Annotated in this window: 16 protein-coding genes and 2 tRNA genes; 9 read left to right on the top strand and 9 right to left on the bottom strand. The window is 66.0% G+C overall.

The genetic code is table 11. The features are described 5' to 3' along the window. Positions 1–42: 42 nt before the first annotated feature. From ACI2K6_RS09305 to rpmH, 9 genes are all read right to left on the bottom strand, one after another. On the bottom strand, positions 43–381 hold the full coding sequence (locus ACI2K6_RS09305) for a tryptophan synthase subunit alpha (protein WP_404568462.1): 339 nt from the start codon (positions 379–381) through the stop codon (positions 43–45). 34 nt (positions 382–415) lie between these two features. After that, positions 416–1,399 carry a ParB/RepB/Spo0J family partition protein gene (locus ACI2K6_RS09300; RefSeq protein ID WP_404568461.1) on the bottom strand — a complete coding sequence of 328 codons (984 nt, stop codon included), beginning with the start codon at positions 1,397–1,399 and terminating at the stop codon, positions 416–418. Beyond that, positions 1,399–2,328, bottom strand: coding sequence for a ParA family protein (locus ACI2K6_RS09295; RefSeq protein ID WP_404568460.1), 930 nt, complete (start codon positions 2,326–2,328; stop codon positions 1,399–1,401). Before ACI2K6_RS09295 ends, ACI2K6_RS09300 begins: the two co-directional genes overlap by 1 nt. Before the next feature lie 131 nt (positions 2,329–2,459). Then, positions 2,460–3,107, bottom strand: a complete 648-nt coding sequence (rsmG, locus tag ACI2K6_RS09290; RefSeq protein WP_354451729.1) for a 16S rRNA (guanine(527)-N(7))-methyltransferase RsmG — start codon at positions 3,105–3,107, stop codon at positions 2,460–2,462. Beyond that, on the bottom strand, positions 3,100–3,606 hold the full coding sequence (locus tag ACI2K6_RS09285; RefSeq protein WP_274179125.1) for a R3H domain-containing nucleic acid-binding protein: 507 nt from the start codon (positions 3,604–3,606) through the stop codon (positions 3,100–3,102). Before ACI2K6_RS09285 ends, rsmG begins: the two co-directional genes overlap by 8 nt. Before the next feature lie 46 nt (positions 3,607–3,652). Then, positions 3,653–4,741: a membrane protein insertase YidC gene (gene yidC, locus ACI2K6_RS09280; RefSeq protein ID WP_112616914.1), complete on the bottom strand. Its 1,089-nt coding sequence runs from the start codon at positions 4,739–4,741 to the stop codon at positions 3,653–3,655. Positions 4,742–4,748: 7 nt separating this feature from the next. Further along, complete coding sequence (yidD, locus tag ACI2K6_RS09275) at positions 4,749–5,105, bottom strand: membrane protein insertion efficiency factor YidD (protein WP_354452220.1); 357 nt, start codon at positions 5,103–5,105, stop codon at positions 4,749–4,751. After that, entirely contained in the window at positions 5,102–5,440 is a 339-nt protein-coding gene (rnpA, locus tag ACI2K6_RS09270) for a ribonuclease P protein component (protein ID WP_023953438.1), read from the bottom strand. Before rnpA ends, yidD begins: the two co-directional genes overlap by 4 nt. 13 nt (positions 5,441–5,453) lie before the next feature. Then, complete coding sequence (gene rpmH, locus ACI2K6_RS09265) at positions 5,454–5,591, bottom strand: 50S ribosomal protein L34 (protein WP_036304730.1); 138 nt, start codon at positions 5,589–5,591, stop codon at positions 5,454–5,456. A gap of 396 nt (positions 5,592–5,987) precedes the next feature. On the opposite strand from rpmH, the gene dnaA reads away from it, so the two are divergent. The 9 genes from dnaA to ACI2K6_RS09220 all read left to right on the top strand — a co-directional run bounded on the left by dnaA (position 5,988) and on the right by ACI2K6_RS09220 (position 15,962). Continuing rightward, positions 5,988–7,313 (top strand): chromosomal replication initiator protein DnaA, encoded by a 1,326-nt coding sequence (dnaA, locus tag ACI2K6_RS09260; RefSeq protein ID WP_240309637.1) that lies wholly within the window; start codon positions 5,988–5,990, stop codon positions 7,311–7,313. 393 nt (positions 7,314–7,706) lie between these two features. Then, positions 7,707–8,846, top strand: coding sequence for a DNA polymerase III subunit beta (gene dnaN, locus ACI2K6_RS09255; RefSeq protein WP_112615514.1), 1,140 nt, complete (start codon positions 7,707–7,709; stop codon positions 8,844–8,846). Positions 8,847–8,904: 58 nt separating this feature from the next. Then, a complete protein-coding gene (gene recF, locus ACI2K6_RS09250) occupies positions 8,905–10,071 on the top strand; it encodes a DNA replication/repair protein RecF (protein WP_404568459.1) in 1,167 nt (388 codons plus the stop codon). After that, positions 10,058–10,546: a DUF721 domain-containing protein gene (locus ACI2K6_RS09245; protein ID WP_112615518.1), complete on the top strand. Its 489-nt coding sequence runs from the start codon at positions 10,058–10,060 to the stop codon at positions 10,544–10,546. Before recF ends, ACI2K6_RS09245 begins: the two co-directional genes overlap by 14 nt. A gap of 123 nt (positions 10,547–10,669) precedes the next feature. Further along, positions 10,670–12,727 (top strand): DNA topoisomerase (ATP-hydrolyzing) subunit B, encoded by a 2,058-nt coding sequence (gene gyrB, locus ACI2K6_RS09240; protein ID WP_404568458.1) that lies wholly within the window; start codon positions 10,670–10,672, stop codon positions 12,725–12,727. Positions 12,728–12,760: 33 nt separating this feature from the next. Further along, on the top strand, positions 12,761–15,340 hold the full coding sequence (gene gyrA / locus ACI2K6_RS09235) for a DNA gyrase subunit A (protein WP_112615521.1): 2,580 nt from the start codon (positions 12,761–12,763) through the stop codon (positions 15,338–15,340). Further along, the gene (locus ACI2K6_RS09230) at positions 15,337–15,741 is read left to right on the top strand and encodes a DUF3566 domain-containing protein (protein ID WP_112615523.1); all 405 of its coding nucleotides are present in this window, start codon (positions 15,337–15,339) and stop codon (positions 15,739–15,741) included. Before gyrA ends, ACI2K6_RS09230 begins: the two co-directional genes overlap by 4 nt. A 61-nt stretch (positions 15,742–15,802) precedes the next feature. Beyond that, positions 15,803–15,876, top strand: a tRNA-Ile gene (locus ACI2K6_RS09225). Between the two features lie 13 nt (positions 15,877–15,889). After that, positions 15,890–15,962: transfer RNA gene (locus ACI2K6_RS09220), tRNA-Ala, on the top strand. Positions 15,963–16,093 lie beyond the last annotated feature (131 nt).

Below are 16,093 nucleotides of genomic sequence, written 5' to 3'. Positions count from 1 at the left end.
GACCGGGGCTTTTTCGTGTCGGCGCTCTGCTGTCGCGGTTCGTCAGGAGGCGTCGGCGCGCGTCGCTGCGTCCCACCGACGGTGGGGCTCACTGCCCAGCAGGCGCCATACGGCTCGGGTCAGTTCGGGGTGATCCATCGCGATCTGACGAAGGAGGCGATAGTTGCGGGACGAGCTGGGGCGACCCCCGCCGTAAGCGGCGATGTTCTCGGCGCGCAGCATGAGAACGACGAGCTCGTCGACGGAGGGCAGCTCCTCCATGAACTCCCATGGGTCTTCGCCAGCGCGGAGCCGCTCTTCGACGAGGACGGAAAGTTCATCTGCTGCTTCAGCCCGCAGCAGCTCGACGCTCGCGCGCCTCGCGTTCCGCTCGTTTGTCACCGAACAAGCCTACGTCGCGCCACCGACATGAGGGTCAGCGTGCGCCGTACGCGTCCTCGCCCAGCTCGGCGAGGATACGGTTCAGATCCTGAATGGTCGCGAAGTCCACGACGATCTGCCCCTTGCGCGCGCCGAGCGAGATCTTCACCTTTGTGTCGAGGCGGTCGCCGAGACGCCCGGCGACCTCGTCCAGGTGCGCGCGGACTCCCCCGGCCTTCGGCGCGGGGCGTCGAGTCCCCGCCGCCTCGATCGTCTTCGCCGCTGCTTCCGCAGCACGTACCGAGAGATCTTCGTTCACGATCTTGTCGGCGAGGCGCTGCATACCGTCCGCACCGTCGACAGAGAGGATCGCGCGCGCGTGGCCGGCGCTGAGCACACCGGCCGCAACGCGTTGCTGGACCGGTACCGGCAGGCGCAGAAGGCGGATGGTGTTGCTGATCTGCGGGCGTGAACGTCCGATACGAGTCGCGAGCTCCTCCTGGGTGATCCCGAAGTCCTCGAGGAGCTGCTGATAGGCGGACGCCTCCTCGAGCGGATTCAGCTGAGAGCGGTGCAGGTTCTCGAGGAGCGCGTCGCGGAGGAGATTCTCGTCCGACGTGTCGCGCAACACGGCCGGGATCGCCGTGAGACCGGCCTCGCGAGCGGCGCGGGTGCGGCGCTCACCCATGATCAGTTCGTACTTGCCGTCCTCGTTCGTGCGGACGACGACCGGCTGGAGCACGCCGAACTCGCGAACGCTGTGCACCAGTTCGGCGAGGTCTTCGCTGTCGAAGTGGGTACGGGGCTGCCGCGGGTTGGGCACGATCTCGTTCGGATCGACCTGGATCAGTGCGGTTCCGGGAATCGAGACGAGCGCGGGGCCCCCGTCCGCCTTCACTTCTGCGGGCGCCGGCGCCTCCGTGGCAGCTGTCGTCGTCTTGCCCCCGGGGAAGAAGACATCGACGGGCCGAGCCTCGGTTGCCTCGGACGTGGGGATGAGTGCGCCGATTCCTCGGCCCAATCCGGTGCGCTTGGCCATCAGGCTTCTCCCTTGTTTCCTTGTGCCGCCGCAGATGCACGCTGCGCGATCTCGACGGCTGCCTCGCGGTAGGCCACCGCGCCAGCCGATTGCCCATCGTAGGCGATGACCGTCTGACCGAAGCTCGGCGCCTCCGAGACGCGAACCGAGCGCGGAATCACCGTGCGGAGGACCTCATTCGGGAAGTGCGACCGCACCTCCTCGGCCACCTGCTGCGCCAGACGGGTACGTCCGTCGTACATCGTCAACAGAATGGTCGACAGGTGAAGACGGCTGTTCAGGTGCTTCTGGATCATAGAGACGCTCCCGAGAAGCTGGCTCAGACCTTCCAGCGCGTAGTACTCGCACTGGATGGGGATCAGCAGCTCGTGCGCGGCCGTGAAAGCGTTGATCGTCAGGAGCCCGAGCGACGGCGGGCAGTCGATCACGACGAAGTCGATGCGGTCATCCGTGGAAGCGAGGTAGTCCTCGACCGCCGTACGCAGCCGGTGCTCACGTGCGACCTGCGGGACCAGCTCGATCTCAGCGCCCGCGAGGTGGATCGTGCTGGGCGCGCAGAGAAGATTGGGCGACTCGGGACTCACCTGCACGATGTCCGAGAGCGGGAACTGGTCGATCAGCACGTCGTACACGCTGGGAACGTCAGCGCTGTGCGGCACGCCCAGGGCGGTCGAGGCGTTCCCTTGCGGGTCGAGGTCTATCACCAGCACGCGGGCGCCTAGCGAAGCCAATGCAGCAGCGAGGTTCACCGCGGTGGTGGTCTTCCCGACGCCACCCTTCTGATTAGAGACGGTGATGACTCGCGGATCCCCGGAAAAGTCGACCGAAACGGCGTCCAGGGCCCGGCGGCGCGAAGACAGATCCGCCAGCTCGCGTGCGAGGGGAGAATCGAACGTCAAGGACGCGCGGCCCGATTCGGGTTCTGCCATTCGTTCAACTCCTCGGTTCGTGGTCTCACTCTACGGACGGCCTCTGACGTTTCACGTGAAACGGCCGCCCGCGATGTTTCACGTGAAACGTGAGGTGGCAACGTGCTGGATCCGCTGTTTCACGTGAAACATCACCGCACCGTCGCGCGCAGGACGCGCGTGGGCTCAGCGAGGACAGACTCTCCCACCATCTCCACGCGCACATCACGCAGCTTGAAGCGGCGGATCACCTTGTCGGCAGCGGCGATCTCTGCTTCAGCATTCGCGCCCTTCAGCAGGAAGAGCTCTCCCCCATCCCGAACCAGCGGTGCCGTGATCGGGACGAGTGTCCGCAAGGCGCTGACAGCGCGAGCTGTGACGCCATCCAGCGTTCCAGCGCCGTTCCATTCTTCGGCGCGGGATCGAACGATCTCGACGTTGTCGAGCCCGAGATCCGCTACCTGCTCGGTAAGCCAGGTGACTCGTCGTTCCATCGTCTCGATGAGCACCCATTCGACGTCCGGTCGCGCGATCGCGAGCACGAGCCCAGGCAGACCCGCGCCGGATCCAACATCTCCGACACGGCCCGTGAAAAGTGGAGCCGCGGCCGCGCAGTTGAGAACGTGTCGAGTCCACAGCCGCGGCAACTCGAGCGGGCCGATCAGGCCGCGCTCCTCGCCGTGCGCTGCCAACGCAGAGGTGTAATGCCGGGCCAGGTCCACCCGAGCGCCGAACAGCGCCTCCACGGCACTCGTCGGCTCCGGCTCGGTCACGGGTGTTTCACGTGAAACATCAGCCATGTCGGATGACGGTGTGGCGGTCTGCGCCTTCGCCGTAGGACTCCGAGACGACACCACGCTCAGACGCGATGTCATGAACCAGCTTGCGCTCATAGCTGGACATCGCCGGCAGGGATGCCTGCGATGCTCCGTCGTTGAGACGCTCGACGGCACGGTCAACGAGACGCTCGAGCTCGCGCCGGCGCGCGTCGCGCGATCCCCCGATGTCGAGGATGAGGCGCGAGAAGCGTCCGGTTTTCGTCTGAACGGCGATCCGCGTCAGCTCCTGCACCGCCTGCACGACGTCGGGGTCCGACAGCACACGCAGCGCGCTCGGGTCGTCCGCCTCTACCGATACGTATGCCCGTCCGGCGCGCACGTCGAGGTTGAGGTCGCCGTCGATGTCGGCGATGTCGAGCAGGCCCTCGAGGTAATCAGCGGCGATGTCGCCTTCGTGCTCGAGCTCTTCGACCGTCGCGTCAGCGCGCTCAGCCGCCGGGGACTCCGTGGGGTTCGTCATGATTCCTCGCGTGGTTCGATCTGTGCGATGAGGGATGCCGGCAGGGTCAGCCCTGCGAGCCATCCTTGTTCGACTGCTTCTTCGCGCGCTGCTTGCTCATCGGCTGCTGACGCTTCGGCTGAGCCGCGCGGGCACGCTCAGCCTCTTCGAGGAGTCGCTGCTGCTCAGCCTGGTACTTCTCCATGGACACGACGCGACCCTTGGCGTCGAGGGCCTTGCCCTTGCGTGCGAGGCGCTCCTCGCGAGCCTTCGCCGCCTCCGAGCCGGGGGTCGGCAGGTTGCGGATGACGATGAACTGCTGCGCCATGGTCCAGATGTTCGACGTGAACCAGTACATGACGACGCCGAGCGGGAAGAAGACACCGGAGAAGATGAACGCCAGCGGCAGCACGTAGAGCATGATCTTCTGCATCTGGTACGCCTGGCCGGTCTTCGCCTCGGGCGACAGGTTCTTCGAGATGATCTGCAGCTGGGTGATGAACTGCGACGCGATCATCAGCACGACGAGGATCACGAGGATGGTGACGGTTGCCGTCTGACCGAGGTTGATCGCCTCGATCATGTTCGTGTGAAGCGGCGCCACGTCGAACAGCTGCGCGTCGTAGAACTGCTTCGTGAGGTCGACGTTGAGGAGGCCGACACCGCCCACGCCCCACTCGGCGTGCTTCTTTACGTCACTCAGCGTGTAGAACATGCCGAGGAGGATGGGCATCTGCACCAGCAGCGGAAGGCAGCTCGACACTGGCGTCGTACCGTGCTTCTTGTACAGAGCCATCGTCTCGCGGCTCATGGCCTCGCGCGACAGCTGATCGCGCTTACCGCGGTACTTCTCCTGGATCTTGCGCATCTCGGGCGCGAGCTCCATCATCTTGCGCTGACTCTTGATCTGCCGCACGAACAGCGGAATCAGGGCCGAACGCACGACGATGACCAGACCGATGATCGACATGACCCAGGTCGCGCCCGCGGCGGCCGGCATGCCGACAGCGGTGAGAACCCAGTGCCAGAAGACCAGGATCGCCTCGACCAGGAACTTGAACGGCCACATGATCGTGCTGAAGAAGTCAGCACCGCCGGGAGGAGGAGTCGTCGGGGTCGGCACGACGGGAGTCGGCGTGGCGAGGAAGAGATCCAGCACGGGATCAGTCCTTTCTCGGCGGCACGACGAAGCCGTGCCTGGTCAGCGTGTGGCGGAAGTCCCGATGGGCGGGGACGTCATCGACGCCCCCCTGCGCCCACGGGTGGCATCGGGCGAGCCGAGCGGCGGCGAGGGCGGAGCCCTTCACGAGCCCGTGCTGCTGCACGGCCCCCACCGCGTACGCGGAACAGCTCGGGTAGTACTTGCAGACGTCGCCGTACAGCGGCGAGACAACGGAACGGTAGGCGTGCAGCAGCGCGATCCCGGCATTACGCGGAACGAGCGGCGCCGCGCGGAGCACGGATGCCGCGGCCAGGTGTCCCTCACCGACGGAAGCGGTGGGCAGCGTCGACCAGCTCATACCGCCGCTCGCCGTCGCAGACACCGTTCCACCTCGTCTCTCAGATCAGCGAAATCCGAGCGCGCCGCTGAGGGGAGCGCTCGGATCACGATGTCGGCGCCCTCACGGACGTCGGGAAGCGCTTGCGCGCAAACGGCCTTCAGCCGTCGGCGCACTGTATTGCGCACGACGGCTGATCCGACTTGCTTACTGACGATGAAACCGAACCGGGGAGCTCTGCTCGCACCGGTGGACACCACGTAGGTCACGGTGTGCGCACCGGCACAGCGAGCACCCCCGCGGACGACGGCCTTGTAATCCGCCCCGCGCGTGATCCGGTTTCCGCGCGCCAGCACAGAAGAGGCTGTGTCAGGCCGACAGCTCGGTGCGGCCCTTGCCGCGGCGAGCCGACAGGATGGCGCGACCGGCGCGGGTGCGCATGCGGGCGCGGAAGCCGTGCTTCTTGGCGCGGCGGCGGTTGTTGGGCTGGAACGTGCGCTTGCTCATAGGGATCACTCCGGATCGGCGGTCACCGGAACGCTTCAGACCGGGGACACGGGGGTACAGGACTGCCCTCGCGGGCATAAGTCAACCGACTAAGGGTACGTCGCGATGCCCGGTAACTCAAACCGGAGCGACGGGAACCCGCAATTATCCACCGCTGTACACAGGCCCTGGCGGCGACACGCGGGCCGGAACTACAGTGGATTTGGCGCTCCCGACACCGCATGACTAGCGTGTCACGGGCAGTTATCCACAGCTATCCCCAGTTTGGCGCGTAGCTGTGTGGAAAAGCATCGATCATCCGCGGGGGAACTCTTGGCTCAGCACGATCTCCCGGACGTACCGGTGTGGAACGCGGTCCTCGACCTGCTCGCCGACGATGACCGGGTGACCCCGCAGATGCAGGGGTTCCTGAGTCTCGCTGTGGCTCAGGGCGTGATGGGGGGAACGCTCTACCTCGACGTTCCGAACGACCTCACCGCCGCCCAGCTCAACAAGCGCCTGCGCCAGCCGATCATGGAAGCGCTCGCACACGTCCATGTCGAGCCCGGTGCCTCGAGCTACCGCGTCGTCGTCAACCCGGAGCTCGCCGACGCGCACCTCACGGCGCCGATCCCGGTTCAGTCCGCGGCTGCGCCGGCACCGCTGCGGCCGGCCGGCGAGGAATACGTCGAAGCGCCCGTCTCCACCTCGCGCCACGACACCCGGCTGAACCCGAAGTACACGTTCGACAACTTCGTGATCGGGCAGTCCAACCGCTTCGCCCACGCGGCCGCGGTCGCCGTCGCCGAGGCTCCCGCCAAGGCCTACAACCCGCTGTTCATCTACGGCGACTCGGGGCTCGGCAAGACGCACCTCCTCCACGCGATCGGTGACTACGCGCTCAACCTGTACACCGGCATCCGTGTCAGATACGTGTCGAGCGAGGAGTTCACCAACGACTTCATCAACTCGATCGCCAACAACCGCGGCTCGGCCTTCCAGGCGCGATACCGCGAGGTCGACATCCTGCTGATCGACGACATCCAATTCCTGCAGGGTCGCGCCGAGACGCAGGAAGCGTTCTTCCACACGTTCAACACCCTCCACGATCACGACAAGCAGGTCGTGATCACGAGCGACGTGCCCCCTCGACACCTCACCGGTTTCGAGGACCGCATGCGGAGTCGCTTCGAGTGGGGCCTGATCACCGACGTGCAGGCACCCGACCTCGAGACCCGCATCGCGATTCTGCGCAAGAAGGCGCAGTCCGAGCGGCTCCTCGTCCCCGACGACGTCCTCGAGTACATCGCCACGAAGGTCTCGTCGAACATCCGCGAGCTCGAAGGCGCGCTCATCCGCGTGTCGGCGTTCGCGAGCCTCAACCGGTCGAACCTCGACATCTCCCTCGCACAGACCGTGCTGCGCGACATCGTGGATCAGGATGACGCGAACGTCATCTCCCCCACCGACATCATCACGGCGACCGCGCAGTACTTCCGACTGTCCGTCGACGATCTGTACGGTTCGAGCCGTTCGCAGGCCGTGGCCACCGCACGACAGATCGCCATGTACCTCTGCCGCGAGCGCACCAGCCTGTCGCTGCCCAAGATCGGTCAGCTCTTCGGCAACCGCGACCACACCACCGTGATGTACGCCTACAAGAAGATCAGCGAGCTCATGAAGGAGCGCCGCTCGATCTACAACCAGGTCTCCGAGATCACGTCGCAGCTCGGCCGACGCTGAGCTCAGCTTGACAGGGGTCGCGCGACGCCCGATCATGCCGTTCTGCACAGTGTGGAAAACCTGTGGATAACTTCGATTCGTCGTCGAAGAGTTGTGAACGAATCACACATCTCCTGTGGATCGCCGCTCGACAGCGATCCGAGCGCGGCCGACGTCATCCCACGATCATCCGCAGCCGGCTCACAAGTTACATCCGTGTGGTTCCCGTGTCCCGACTGGTATCCACCGAGTTGTCCACAGTTTCCACAGCGGAGATGAAGAAGACAGTTACATCTAGAGAATTTGCGATTCGATCACCTCGACGGCGGTGAGGCCGGTCGCAACCGTGCTTCGGGAACCGCTCGGGTTGGGCACTAGCATGGGAGAGCTTTCATCCACGACAAGGGAGCGCCAGTGAAGTTCCAGGTCAATCGCGACGTCTTCAGCGAGGCTGTGTCGTTCGTCGTGAAGCTCCTCCCCCAGCGCAACCCGCAGCCGATCCTCGCGGGTGTGCTGATCGAAGCCACCGAGGCGGGTCTCTCGCTGTCGGCGTTCGACTACGAGGCGTCCGCACGCACGACGATCGAGGCCACCGTCGACGACCCGGGCACGATCCTCGTGCACGGTCGTCTGCTGTCGGAGATCGCCAGCCGCCTGCCGAACGCGCCGATCCAGATCGCCGTCGACGACGACGGGATCCTCCTCACCTGTGGATCTGCGCGCTTCACGCTCGCGTCGATGCCGGTACAGGAATATCCCGCGATCCCCGAGGTCTCGGGCGAATCGGGTGTCGTGCCGGCCGAGGACTTCGCCACGGCGATCTCGCAGGTCGCCTTCGCGGCGTCGCGCGATGACGTGACTCCTGTGCTAACCGGCGTTCAGCTCGAGGTGAGCGGCACCCAGCTCAGCCTCGTCGCCACCGACCGTTACCGCGTGGCGCTCCGCGACATCCCGTTCGACAGCGGGATCGTCGCCGACGAGAACACCACCACCGCGCTCGTCCCGGCACGCACACTCACCGAGGTGGGTAAGACGTTCGCCCACTCCGGCGACATCACGGTGTCGTTCTCCGGTTCCGGCGACCGCGAGATCATCGCCTTCACCGCCGGCAACAAGACGGTCACGTCGTTGCTCATCAAGGGGAACTTCCCGCCGGTCCGCCGCCTGTTCCCCGAGGCGACCGACCACCACGCCGTCGTCAACACCGGTGAGCTCATCGAAGCCGTGCGGCGTGTCGCCCTCGTGCTCGACCGTTCGGCTCCGCTGCGTTTCACGTTCGGCGCCGACGGGGTCTCGATGGATGCGTCGGGCACCGAGCAGGCACGCGCGACCGAGTCGGTCGACGCGACGCTGACGGGCGAGGAGGTCGTCATCGGCCTGAACCCGCAGTACCTGCTCGAGGCGCTCGCGGCCGTGAAGAGCGAGTTCACCCGCGTCACCTTCACCTCGAGCGAGAACGCGAACAAGCTCAGCCCGATTCTCATCACCCCGCAGACCTCGGGCGGCGTGGAGTCGTTCAAGTACCTGCTGCAGCCCAACCTCCTCCTGCGCTGATCGCCCCGATCACGACCACCTCGGTGGGACTGTCGGAGACGAGAACTAGGGTGATCTGATGATCGTGGAGCAGCTGAGCCTGGTGGACTTCCGCAACTACGCGGCTGCCGAGCTCTCTCTCGCTCCCGGGGCGAACGTGTTCGTCGGGCGCAACGGTCAGGGAAAGACGAATCTCGCCGAGGCGATCGGCTACTTCGCGACGCTCGGTTCCCACCGAGTGTCGCAGGCCGCACCCATGGTGCGCGACGGCGCGGATGCCGCCTTCGTCCGAGCCCGGCTCGCTCACGGTCAGCGACGGGTGCAGCTCGAAGCGCAGCTCAATCGCACCGGCTCCAACAAGGCTCGCGTCAACGGTTCGCCCGTGCGTACGGCGGAACTCCCCCGCTACGCGCAGGTCGTCCTCTTCGCACCGGAAGACCTGCAGATCGTGCGCGGTGATCCGTCGGCGCGCCGAAGATTCGCCGATCAGCTCCTCATTCAGCGTGCCCCGCGGCTTGCGGGCGTCCTCGCCGACTACGACCGCGTGCTCAAGCAACGCAACGCCCTGCTGAAATCCGCCCGCGCCCGCGGTGTCCGTGGAGACGGGCTCTCGACACTCGAGGTATGGGACGACAAGCTCGTCTCGCTCGGCACCGACGTCATCCGGGCCCGTCTGCGACTGGCATCCGAACTCGCCGGCCCCGTCGCCCGCGCCTACACCGCCATCGCCGGTGCCGACCATCGACCCCAACTCCAGTGGGCGCTCTCCGTCGGCGGAGCCGATCCGGAAGAGGACGACTCGCCTGCCGACGCCGGCATCGCCGACGCGGCGGCGATCGAGCAGCTCTTCCGCACCGCCCTCGCCGATCGTCGCAGCGCGGAGCTCGACCGCGGCATCACGCTCGTCGGCCCGCACCGCGACGACCTGATCCTGCGCATCCGCGATCTTCCGGTGAAGGGCTACGCGTCGCACGGCGAATCGTGGTCCGTCGCCCTCTCCCTCCGCCTCGCGTCGGCCGAGCTGCTGCGCGCGGAGTCGACGCTGGGCGACCCCATCGTGATCCTGGACGACGTCTTCGCCGAGCTCGATGCTGATCGGCGCGCGCGCCTGGCCGGCATCGTCGCCGACTACGAACAGGTCATCGTGACGGCGGCGGTCTCCGAAGACGTTCCGCTCGGTCTGCGTGCGCGCACCGTTCGGGTCGAGGCGGGCACGCTGCACGAGGATTCCGATGCTGCCGTCTGACGAAGCGCCGGAGACGATCTCCACGTATCTGCGCCTGCGCGGGCTCGAGCCCTCGGGCCGGTGGAAGAAGCGCCGTCGGCAGCGGACGGACGACGACGAGAACCAGCCCTTCACGTCCGGACGCGACCCCAAGGGACTCGGTGACGTCATCGCCGACCTCACTCGTCAGGCCGGGTGGGACGCCCAGCTCTCCCGCGAGGATCTCGTGCTGCGCTGGGCGGAGGTCGCCGGCGAGGAGACCGCGCGCCACGCATCCCCCGTCGCGCTCTCCGACGGCGTGCTCACCGTGCAGTGCGACTCGACGGCGTGGGCGAAGAACCTCCACCTGATGCGGACGGTCATCACGACGCAGCTCGTGAAAGCGTTCCCACAATCGGGGGTCGAGTCGGTGCGTTTTGTAGGCCCGGACGTCCCCTCCTGGAAATGGGGCCCCAGAGCCGTTCCAGGCCGTGGCCCTCGCGATACCTACGGATGAGCCACGTCCCCAGTCATCGAATCCGACTTTCGTTCGCCATACGGGCGCTGAGGGCCGCGTGAGAGCGCCCGAACGGGTAGACTGAGCGGGACTGACCGAACCGATGTGGAGCGCTCGAAACCTATGACGTCTCAGAATCCCGACAGCGTTCCCGAAGACCCCGAAACCCCCGATTCGGCTGAGGAGACCTCGGCGAAGGTGCCCAACGAGTACGGCGCCGACGCGATCCAGGTGCTCGAAGGCCTCGAGGCGGTGCGGAAGCGTCCGGGAATGTACATCGGATCCACGGGTGAGCGTGGTCTGCATCACCTCGTCTACGAAATCGTCGACAACGCGGTCGATGAGGCGCTGGCCGGCTACTGCGACACGATCCACGTGACGATCCTCGAAGACGGTGGACTCCGGGTGGTCGACAACGGCCGCGGCATCCCGGTGGATCCCCACGCCTCCGATCCGACGAAGTCGACCGTCGAGGTCGTGCTGACCGTCCTGCACGCCGGTGGAAAGTTCGGCGGCGGCGGCTACGCCGTCTCCGGTGGACTGCACGGCGTCGGATCGTCGGTCGTCAACGCGCTCTCGACGCGCTTCGAGGTCGAGATCAAGCGTCAGGGATCGGTCTGGCGCCAGACGTTCGCCGACGGCGGCAAGCCGCAGGCTCCCCTGGCGAAGGGCGAGGACAGCGACGAGACCGGAACGACCGTCACCTTCTGGCCCGACGGCGACATCTTCGAGACGATCTCGTTCGATTACGACACTCTTCGCACGCGCTTCCAGCAGACCGCATTCCTCAACAAGGGGCTGCGGATCACGCTGACCGACGAGCGTACCGAGGCGGCCGTGGTCGTCGACCTCGACGAGGGTGGCTCCGAGTCGCAGCAGCGTCACGACGACTTCCACTACGAGCGTGGCCTCGTCGATTACGTCGAGTACCTGAACAAGCTGCGCAAGACCGAGGTGGTCAACGACGAGATCATCGAGATCGAGTCCGAGGACACCGTGCGCCACATCTCGCTCGAGCTCGCGATGCAGTGGACCACGAGCTACACCGAGAACGTGTTCACCTTCGCGAACACGATCAACACGCACGAGGGCGGTACCCACGAAGAGGGTTTCCGGGCGGCGCTGACGACGCGCGTCAACGCCTACGCGCGCGATAAGGGCCTCCTCAAGGAGAAGGACGACAACCTCACCGGTGACGACATCCGCGAGGGACTCACCGCCGTCATCTCCGTCAAGCTCTCCGAGCCGCAGTTCGAGGGTCAGACCAAGACGAAGCTCGGCAACACCGAGGCGAAGGCGTTCGTCCAGAAGATCGTCGGCGACCAGCTGACGGACTGGCTCGACCGCAACCCCGCCCAGGCCAAGCGCGTCATCATGAAGGCGGTGGATGCCGCGACCGCGCGTCTCGCCGCGCGCAAGGCCCGCGAGACCGCCCGCCGCAAGAGCGTCTTCGAGTCGGCGTCGATGCCCGACAAGCTCAAGGACTGCACGAGCAAGGACCCGTCGATCTCCGAGATCTTCCTCGTCGAGGGTGACTCGGCCGGCGGTTCGGCTGTGCGCGGCCGTGACCCCGAGACGCAGGCGATCCTCTCGCTGCGCGGCAAGGTCCTGAACGTCGAGAAGGCGCGACTCGATCGTGCTCTCGGCAACAACGAGATCCAGGCGATCATCTCCGCGTTCGGAACCGGCATCGGCGAGGACTTCGCCGTCGAGAAGGCGCGGTACCACAAGATCGTGCTGATGGCGGATGCCGATGTCGACGGGCAGCACATCACGACGCTGCTGCTGACGCTGCTGTTCCGCTACATGCGCGGGCTCATCGAAGCGGGTTATGTCTATCTGGCGATGCCGCCGCTGTACCGCCTGAAGTGGACGAATGCCGATCACGAGTACGTGTTCAGCGACAAGGAGCGCGACGCTCTTCTCGCCGACGGGCTCGCCAACGGCAAGCGCATTCCCAAGGAATCCGGCATCCAGCGCTACAAGGGTCTCGGCGAGATGAACCCGAAAGAGCTGTGGGAGACCACGATGGACCACAGCACCCGCACCCTGCGCCAGGTGACGATCGACGACGCGGCCGCCGCCGACGAGATCTTCTCGGTGCTCATGGGCGAAGACGTCGAGTCCCGCCGCACCTTCATCCAGCGCAACGCCAAGGACGTCCGCTTCCTCGACATCTGATCGAGCCGAGCGACATCGAGAAACTGAGAACGTATGTCTGACGAAGAACGTCCCGACCTCACGCCTGCCCACAACCACGGCAACATCGACCAGGTCGACCTCCAGGTCGAGATGCAGCGGAGCTACCTCGACTACGCGATGAGCGTCATCGTGGGGCGTGCGCTCCCCCGCGTCGAGGACGGCCTCAAACCGGTGCACCGCCGTGTCATCTACGGCATGTACGACGGCGGCTACCGCCCCGACAAGAGCTACTCGAAGTGCGCCCGCGTCGTCGGTGAGGTCATGGGTCAGTACCACCCGCACGGCGACAGCGCGATCTACGACGCGCTGGTCCGCCTCGTGCAGCCGTGGTCGCTGCGGTACCCGCTCGCCGACGGGCAGGGAAACTTCGGCTCGCCGGGCAACCAAGGTGCTGCGGCCCCCCGGTACACCGAGACCAAGATGGCGGCCCTCGCCATGGAGATGGTCCGCGACATCGACGAAGACACCGTCGACTTCGAGGACAACTACGACGGCAAGACCCAGGAACCGGTCGTCCTGCCCTCGCGCTTCCCGAACCTGCTCGTCAACGGTTCGGTGGGTATCGCGGTCGGTATGGCCACGAACATCCCGCCGCACAACCTGCGCGAGGTCGCCGAGGGCGCACTGTGGTCGCTGGAGAACCCGGATGCGTCGCGCGAGGAACTCCTCGAAGCGCTGATGTCGCGCATCCACGGCCCCGACTTCCCCACCGGGGCGCAGATCCTCGGCACGAAGGGCATCCGCGAGGCGTACCGCACCGGTCGCGGCTCGATCACGATGCGCGCCGTCGTCGAGGTCGAGGAGATCCAGGGCCGCAACTGCCTCGTGATCACCGAGCTGCCGTACCAGGTCAACCCCGACAACGTCGCGCTGAAGATCCGCGACCTCGCTCGTGACGGCAAGATCACCGGCATCGCCGACATCCGCGACGAGACGAGCGACCGCACGGGTCAGCGCCTCGTCGTCGTGCTCAAACGCGACGCCGTCGCGAAGGTCGTGCTGAACAACCTGTACAAGCACACGCAGCTGCAGGAGAACTTCGGCGCCAACATGCTGGCGATCGTCGACGGCGTGCCCCGCACCCTCCCGCTCGACGGATTCATCTCGTACTGGATCACCCACCAGATCGAGGTCATCGTCCGCCGCACGCGCTACCGCCTCAACGAGGCCGAGAAGCGCATGCACATCCTGCGCGGATACCTCAAGGCGCTCGATGCCCTCGACGAGGTCATCGCGCTCATCCGCCGCTCCCCCACGGTCGAGGAAGCGCGAGAGGGACTGAAAGCCCTTCTCGACATCGACGATCTGCAGGCCGACGCGATCCTGTCGATGCAGCTGCGCCGCCTCGCGGCGCTCGAGCGTCAGAAGATCATCGACGAGGCGACCGAGCTCGAGCTGAAGATCGCCGACCTCAACGACATCCTCGCCACCCCCGCGCGTCAGCGCTCGATCATCGGCGAAGAGCTGACCGCGATCGTCGACAAGTACGGCGACGAGCGGCGCACGCACATCCTCCACGGGTTCGACGGCGACATGTCGATGGAAGACCTCATCCCCGAAGAGGAGATGGTGGTCACGGTGACCCGCGACGGGTATATCAAGCGCACGCGGAGCGACAACTACCGCTCGCAGCACCGAGGCGGCAAGGGCGTCAAGGGCGCCCAGCTGCGCGCGGATGACGTCGTCGAGCACTTCTTCGTCACGACGACGCACCACTGGCTGCTGTTCTTCACGACGAAGGGCCGCGTCTACCGCACCAAGGCGTACGAGCTTCCCGAGGCCGGCCGCGATGCGAAGGGCCAGCACGTCGCCAATCTCCTCGCGCTTCAGCCGGGCGAGGAGATCGCGCAGATCCTCGACATTCGCGACTACGCCGCGGCGCAGTACCTGGTACTCGCGACCCGCGACGGCAAGGTCAAGAAGACCGCGCTGACCGAGTACGACACCAACCGCCAGGGCGGTGTCATCGCGATCCGCCTGCGCGGCCAGGACGACGAGGCCGGCGGCGACGAACTCGTCAGCGCGCTGCTCGTCGACGAGGGCGACGACATCCTTCTCATCACGCGCAAGGGGATGTCGCTGCGCTTCGCGGCCACCGACGACGCGTTGCGTCCGATGGGCCGATCGACCGAAGGTGTGAAGGGCATCTCGTTCCGTGAGGACGACAGCCTGCTGTCGGCATCGGTCGTGCGGGACGAGGGCTACGTGTTCGTCGTCACCGACGGCGGGTACGCCAAGCGCACGTCGGTCGACCAGTACCGCACCCAGAGCCGCGGCGGCTTGGGCATCAAGGTCGCCAAGCTGAACGACGATCGCGGGGTGCTCGCGGGCGGCCTCATCGTGTCGGAGACCGACGAGGTCCTCGTGGTTCTTGCCAGCGGCAAGGTGGTACGCTCCTCCGTGGCCGAGGTCCCGGCCAAGGGTCGCGACACCATGGGCGTCGTCTTCGCCCGGTTCGGTGACGACGACCGCATCCTCGCCATCGCCCGCAACGGTGAGCGTGGACTGACCGAAGACGCGGCATCCGAGGATGCCTCCGCCCCGGATGCACCCCCGTCCGCGGATACCGAAGAGAGTGGTTCTGACGCATGAGCACGGTCGCCGACAAACTCGCCAAGAAGTCCACGAGCAAGACCAGCGCGAAGCAGGTCCGCCTGCGCCTCGTCTACGTCGACTTCTGGTCGGCCGTGAAGCTGTCGTTCCTCGCCGCGGTGGCCCTGGCGATCGTGACGGTCGTCGCCACCTTCCTCGTCTTCATGGTGCTCAGCACCACCGGTCTCATCGACCGGGTGGACGAGCTGTTCGTGGCGTTCTCGAACGGTGACTTCTCCATCAAGCAGTTCCTCGACCTGCCGCAGGTCATGGCGTTCGCGGCCGTCGTCGCCATCCTCAACCTCATCGTCATCACGGTGCTGGGCGCTGTCGTCGCCGGCATCTACAACGTGATGGTCAAGGTCACCGGCGGACTGCTGGTCGGCTTCACCTCCAATTAGTAGATTCCCGGATCATCGGGTAAAGTCTTGGAGGTTGCCGGCGCGTGAAGCGCGTCGGTACGGGGCTATAGCTCAGGCGGTTAGAGCGCTTCACTGATAATGAAGAGGTCCCAGGTTCAAGTCCTGGTAGCCCCACCCCGAACCCCTCGGGGCCTTAGCTCAGCTGGTAGAGCGCCTGCTTTGCAAGCAGGATGTCAGGAGTTCGAATCTCCTAGGCTCCACAGACGCAACGCCGGGTATCCGTTCCTACGGATACCCGGCGTCACTTTTTTCGTCGGCGCCGGGAAGTTCGAGCCGCAACGAGACGCGGGAGTTCAGGCGTGCGCGTGATCTGCTCGCTTGGTGCCTGCGG

Origin of the sequence: Microbacterium sp. NPDC006705 (assembly GCF_044903545.1) — a bacterium.
Classification (GTDB): Bacteria; Actinomycetota; Actinomycetes; order Actinomycetales; family Microbacteriaceae; genus Microbacterium; species Microbacterium plantarum.
The sequence above is the reverse complement of the archived record's forward strand: the minus strand, read 5'-3'. Positions and strand labels throughout refer to the sequence as shown.